General features: G+C 49.6%; 3 protein-coding genes. All 3 read right to left on the bottom strand.

Annotated elements, in window-relative coordinates; genetic code table 11:
• Positions 1-512: 512 nt before the first annotated feature.
• Complete coding sequence (locus J0895_RS06385; RefSeq protein WP_207087274.1) at positions 513-1,889, bottom strand: HD domain-containing phosphohydrolase; 1,377 nt, start codon at positions 1,887-1,889, stop codon at positions 513-515.
• 67 nt (positions 1,890-1,956) lie between these two features.
• Positions 1,957-4,464: a calcium-binding protein gene (locus J0895_RS06380; protein WP_207087273.1), complete on the bottom strand. Its 2,508-nt coding sequence runs from the start codon at positions 4,462-4,464 to the stop codon at positions 1,957-1,959.
• Between the two features lie 656 nt (positions 4,465-5,120).
• The coding region (locus J0895_RS06375; protein ID WP_207087272.1) for a CHAT domain-containing protein at positions 5,121-6,880 on the bottom strand (1,760 nt) is incomplete at its 5' end.

Below are 6,880 nucleotides of genomic sequence, written 5' to 3'. Positions count from 1 at the left end.
CCTTGTCGAATCGCTTGTAAATCCATGAAAGTTGGGTGGGTAATTGGGTGAGGGAGATGGGGGAGACTTACAAGAGTAGTTTTTTTACGTTCAGGGGGGATTTGCCTCACATTTAAGATTACTTCCGGTCCCCTCCCCTTGCCAAGGGGAGGGGACCGGGGACCCCACCCTAACCCTCCCCTTGCCAAGGGGAGGGGACCGGAAGTATAGCGGTTCCCGGACTCATGAGGTATGCTCTAAAGCCCCCTTCGACCCTTCGGCGGGGCTCAGAGCCAGTCGAAGGGGGTCGAAGGGTCGAAGGGTCGAAGGGGGTTGGGGGTGAGGGTCCATTCGCAAATTCATTTAGAACCGCTATATGGGCTCAAGCCATAACACGAGCAATTGGAGGGTCTACCGCCTACCTGATTGGGGACTGGAGGCAGAGCCTCCAAGAGAGCGTGACATGGCTTCAGCCATGTAACGAGGAATCTCTCCCTATCTCCCCATCCTCCCCATCTCCCCCATCCTCCCGACTAGGCTTCTTCTAGCCAGACGTTGGGCAATTGAGAGGGGCGATCGGGGAGTTGCATGAGGCCCATTTCTGTGAGTCGGACGATATGGGAGAGGGTATCGACTAATTGGGGGTCGAACCGGGTATTACTGCGAGCTTGACATTTTTCGAGGGCATCGGATAGACTGCGGGCCGATCGCGAACCGCGAGACTGAGTGAGTTCTTGGAAATAGGAGACTAACCCCAAAATTTGGGATTCTAGGGGAATGTCTTGCCTTCGCAGTCCATCGGGTTTACCACTGCCATCCCAATATTCGAGGTGATGTTTGACAATGTGGGTGACGGGGGCTAATTCAGGCATTGCTGAGAGTAATTGCGCGCTGAGGATGGCCCGATCGCGCCAAAAGGTTAAGCTCACTTCATCCAACTCTCGCGAGGTTTCGGCAAAAATTTCTCGGGGTGCGGAAACTAACCCAGTCCGGAAAAGTAACCCCGCAAGTCTCAGTCGCCGCAATTGCAGGGTAGGCAAATCTAGCAACTGACCGACGGTTTCAGATAAGGCCGCAACTTGTAGGCAGGCGCAGGGATTAGCTTGATCTCGTTCATCTACGCGCTGGGCCATGCGTAAGAAGGCTTGCAGTTTATTGGCATTCAAATTCCGGCTGATTTTTAGGGCACGACCTTCTAATTCCCAGAGTTCCCTGGTTTGCCGGTTCAGGGTCACCAGTTGCTGTTGCGATGTTTGCAGGTAGGTGACGATGCGGGTGACTACCCCGGTCATATCTGCCAGGGGAAGACCTTCGGTGTTGAGAATATCCTGGAGTTGTTGACGGAGGCGATCGCACAGTGGCGAATTGTAGGGCCGAAATCGTTCGATTAAAATTTCGGCGGATTTGGCGACGAGTTCTTGCTCAAAGGTCCACATTCCATAGAATTTTCGTTCCATATCTACGGAAGGTTGACCGGAGGGTAAATACTCTTCTTCAGAAAGCTCGTGGCATAAAAGCATTGCCCGGTAGGTGGGCGCGATAATGATTAAATTCCATTCATTAACTAAGCTATCCTCCGAATCCAATTCCAGTAAGGAAACGTTTTCCAGTTGGTTGGTGCGGTGGGTGCTAAAGCCACTGTCACAGCGGGCAGCGATCGCCACATGACCGGAATGCTGGGCGAGGTCCCAATATCGTTCAGCTTCTTGCAAGTACCACTTGCCTTGTTGAAAGGTGACTAAAACCAGGGGTTTCTGGTCAGAGTCTGTGGGGGAAGATTCCAACAGATGATCTTCCAGGGCGTGGCACAGGGCCACGAGGGTATTCTTAAAGTAAACTCCATAGCTAGAAGGCAGTTGTCCTTGGGGACAGGCGGCTTTTAGCTGGTTGAGTGTGGATTCGGGATTCATCTTATAGGGTGATTTATTCTTTTCCCCATCATACCGGCAATCGGGACTGCTGTACCTGTCGGCGGAGTTAAACGAAATCGAAGGGGTCTAGGCTGGTGGCGATGACATTTTGCAACCGCGCATAATATTCCCCGGTTTGGCGATCGCGCAGGATGGTATCGTCCGCATCAGCATCACTCCCTTGATAGATATCCAACTGTTGAAAGGTGAGGTTGCCCACAAATTCGATGATATCTTCCCCTTGGGTAAAATCGGTAATCACATCGGCTTCGCTGGGACTGTCTCCCCCGGTGCCAGGACCGATGCCAAAGCTATCGTTACCAGGACCTCCGGTGAGGGTATCGCGACCGGGACCTCCAAAGAGGCGATCGCTGCCCTCATCGCCCAAGAGGACATCGTTACCCTCTCCTCCATAAATGCGATCGCTCTCTTCCCCTCCATAAATAATGTCATCCCCGGCATCCCCATACAGATGATCATTCCCAGCACCGCCATAAATAATATCGTTACCGGCGCCGCCCTCTATGCCGTCGTTGCCTTCCTGTCCATAGATAATATTGTCCCCTTCGACTCCATAGATAATGTCATTCCCTTCGCGTCCGTGGATAATATCATTGCCTAGGGATCCAGTAATGCGATCGTCAACGGTGCTCAGTCCGATCGCTGAAGCTTCGGTGAGGGTTTTCTCTAGTCCCCGGTTGTTGGTGTTCTTGAAGTTCAGGCTTAACGCATCTATCTCTAAGCCGTTATAGGCCGGATCATCACTGGTAATGGCATAATTGATCCCCAACGAAGACGTTCCGTGTTGGAAACTGCGGCTGGGTACAAGAGGAACATCTAAAGCATTCACCATGATGCTTTGGGAGATGTTCCAGTTCTCTGGGGTAAAGCTGATGGTGAAGGTGGTGGTCTCTTCGGTTGTGGATTCACCCTGGGGAAAGCCCTGTCCCATTGTTAAGAGGCTCTCCGGCAGTTCTACGGTGATGGTAACGGGCTTTGTCGGCTTCTGGGAGAGGGCGATTTTATACGAGTCCCCCTTGAACCCTTGCAGGACCTCGGTACTCCCAATGGGTTCGATTAATCTCACCCCACCCGGGGTCACCGGAGGGGGAACATCGATCAGAGTAGCAACCACTGACCCCAATTCCCGTCCATCGTAATCGGGGTCAGAACTGGTGGCCTGATGGCGGATTTCCAGAGGCCGATCGCCTTGGTCAATCTCATCGGCGATCGCGGTGACGGTGATGGGTTGAGGGATGTCCCAGTTGTCTTGGGTGAAAATGATTGGATTTAGGGGTTCAATTCCCTCACCCGTCTCGAAGGCGATCGTGACATATGCGATCGGTTGACGACTCAAAACTACCGAGTAGAGTTCTTTACTGCTGCCTTCCGGGACTTCCAGGGTCTCTTCGGTGGGGGTGATAATCAGTTCGGGAAGATCCGAATCATCCTCGTTGCTGACTCCCGCACTCAACCCTTTACCATAGATTCCATAACCACTGCCGTCTTGATCTTGGCTTTGCCAGACAATGGTGAAGTTGCCTTGATTGTTCTGAATAATCGCCGGGGAGGTTTGAGTGCCATCAGTGTATGCGTTGAGGGGGGCGGTTTCCTCGGGATTGAGCAGATTGCCAGCGCGATCGTAGCGTTTGACAAAGATATCAGAGGTTTCTGAATAGGCGATCGCCAGAGTTCCATCGGCACCAATTGCCACCTCTTTCGTGGCAACGTTGATTCCGGCGTCGAGTTGAATTTCATTCCCGATCGCTTTGCCCGAATCGAACTCATAGCGTTGAGCATACAGCCCCCCAAAGGCATTACCCCCGCCACTTTCCCAAGAGATTGAGAAGGTTGATCCATCCGGGGCGATCGCCACCACTGGGTTCTGTTGATTAGCCTGAGAGGTCGTATTCGCCTGAAATACTTGCAGATCCAGTGGCCCCGTGGTGTCGAAGCGTTGGGCTACAATATTTCGAGCCGATCCTGCTTGATTTCCCGGGGTAATTTGCTGCCACGCAATCACATAATTGCCGTTGGCAGCCATTGCGATCGTGGGGTTGGCCGCATTGATTCCCTCGTTATTCACCTGAAAGTCTTGGGTCAGTTGGTTTTGGGCGTTGTATCGTTGCGCGAAAATGCCTGCATTCGCACCGTTGCCCTCGGCCCGCACTAATAGAATGTTTCCTTGACCATCAAGGGCGAGGGAGCCTTTATTTCCAGCACTGGTGAGTGAGGTGGCGACTGCCTCTCCTACTGGATTTTTCGCACTGTCATACCGCTGGAGAAATATCCGGTTTTCAGCCCCAGCTTCTTCCCAAGCGACCACAAAGCTGCCATCGAGGGCGACTGCTACTAATGGGTTTTGCAGATTGTTACCTGTGGCAACTTCAAACTCATCCCCGACGGGATTCCCTTCATTGTCATACTGTTGGGCATAAATCCCCGGGGAATTCCCCAAACTTTCCCAAACGACGAGCGTGGTCCCCTGCCCGTTGCTATTGATGCGAGGGTTAACCTGATCTCCCTCGACGGTTGTATTGACTTGAATATCTAAACCTATTGTTAGCTCAGGCATATACACTCCTCCCTTTGTGAAAAAACCCTTATCCCCCAAGGTTTTTAGATAACGATTCACCTTCTGAAGTATTGGACTCTTTCATCGAGATAGAGGCAATAACATTCAGGGTTTGACTTAATCTTAAGTGTCTGGTAACGATTTAGATATGGCCCAATCGAGAGAAATTTAGCCCTCAACTGGATTAATCAGGTATTCATATCTCTGTCAAAATACATAGAGGCGGCGATTGATTGACCATCCCTTATACCCTAGGATGGATATCGCTCTCTTATTTTTGTGGACTGGCGAGGGCGTCTTCCATCCCCTTAATCGGTGTTATCAACGCAGGTCCTTTAGTCATAAGTCCCTAAATGTCCACAATTTTATATAGCAGTCCTAAATCAGTTGTGGAATAAGACCTCTCCCCCAACATAAGGCGGCCTACAAGGAGAGGGGAGCAGGAGAGGGCATAAATCATTTAGGATTGCTATAGTGGTTTTCCCAGTATAACATGATTATCAGGACCGTCAATTAAAGGACCCTAGGGAAACTACGCAGATAACGTGAGACTATATATAGTTTTATTAAAATTTGTAAAGAATTTTTCGGGTTGACGAAATTGACACCGATAGCGGGTAACCCAAGTAAATTTACTTAGACTATCCGCGATCCTTTTACCAAGGACTACCAATCATGACAAAAGCAGCCCAATAATAGGGATGATCGAGATTTTGATTCCCTAAATGTTTGAGTTCCGGAGGCAGAGAAATTTTCCGAGAGGGATTGTTGGCAATCCACTCCCCATTTTCAATCCGCCAGTCTCCCTGAATCATCGCGATTTGAGCGCGGCGTAAGGCTTCTGCTTTAATGTAAGGTCGGGTTGATGAAGCGGTACCATCTTCATTGATCCATCCCAATCTAAATTGATTGTAAAACTCATTCATTAAGGCCACTGTTCCTTCATCACTGATGTACCAAATACTGGCTAAAGCAGATTTAACGCCTGCCTGAACTGCTAACCCAGCAAACCCTAACTCCGCATTGCGATCGCCGATCGCCGTCCGACAAGCCGATAACACTAATAATTCAACAGGTGGTTCGTTCCATTTCAGTTGGCGTAGTTCAGAAAGCGGTAGGGTCGTATCCCATAACTGAATAAAAGAATTACTGGGAGACCCAGGTTTGAAATCCGCATGAGTTGCCAAATGAATCATCTGAAAAGCTTCTTTTTGACGTTGTGCCTGGAGATTCTTTAATGTCAATTTTTCATTCAAAAAAGCTTGTCCGGGCCACTCCGTTAAAATGCTGGCAATTTCCACCGGGACCGCCGGTAATGGATACAGTTCAGAAAATTCTGAAACTCCCATTGCCAAGAGTTGAGCATTGTTCAACGGGTTATAGTTCATTTCCGTTAAATTCATACTGGGAATTAGGCCAATCGTGTATTGTTCAACCAGAAATTGCTGCCCATCGTATAAAGCAGCTACAGGCAGCGATCGCAACCCCTCATCCATTGAAAACATCAATGTATCAATTTCCAGGTCTCTAAGGTCCTCTGCTAAGGGTTGAATCAACCATTCATAGAGTTGTTGGGCAGGAACTTGGTAACTTTTGGTCATTCGGGACCGGGGGTCGGCAATGGCCTTCCTAAAGTCTGTAACGACTTTCAGCAGTGTTTCGCGATCTGCCGCCTCAACTTTTTTGTAAATTGGATCACCTTTGCTTGGAACAAGAATTAGACTTAATTCTTGTTCTCTAGCGAAGGTATAAATAATCGCTGGATTAGTCCCAGTCGGTTCAGAATCATGGACAACTTTTTCTTGCAGGGCGCTCAAGGGTTTCCGAGGACCTGGGACGGGTTGACTCAGATACACACTGAGTTCTTCGGTAAAATACATATCCAGAAGACTAATCGCTTCCGTAATATTTCCTTGATCAAGCTGTTGTTCGATATCTATCCGACTAATCGTCCGAATGTTTGGATCATTTTGTGCTTCAGACCACTGTGACATATTGGAGGTTTCAGCTAACTCTAAGCGTCCAGAATCCATCCCGAAATTAGGAATAGGTGGCGCTAAGGTATTGGCAATCTCTGTTTCTCCTAAATTCGGCGCAACCTCTAATTGCCTCGATCGCAGGTTACGAACGATCGCCTCGGGTGTGGATTCCCCGTTTGGAGTTGAAGAATCAATCGGAGGGTTTGGGACTATCGGTGCGATCGGGACATTCTCTCCCCCGTTATTACCGGGAAGAACTGAGTCCGATATATTGTCTCCAGGCGGATTACTCCCATCCGGTTCCGGTGAAATAATCAACGGTGGAGATACTGGATTCGGCTGTATAGAAGGAGTGACAATGGGTCCGGTTGACGGATTATCTGACCCTATCGGTGGAGAAGTTGGATCGGGTTGAGTCGGAGTTTCGTTCTCCGGTT

It is taken from the genome of Phormidium pseudopriestleyi FRX01 (assembly GCF_017313335.1).
Classification (GTDB): domain Bacteria; phylum Cyanobacteriota; class Cyanobacteriia; order Cyanobacteriales; family Laspinemataceae; genus Laspinema; species Laspinema pseudopriestleyi.
The sequence above is the reverse complement of the archived record's forward strand: the minus strand, read 5'-3'. Positions and strand labels throughout refer to the sequence as shown.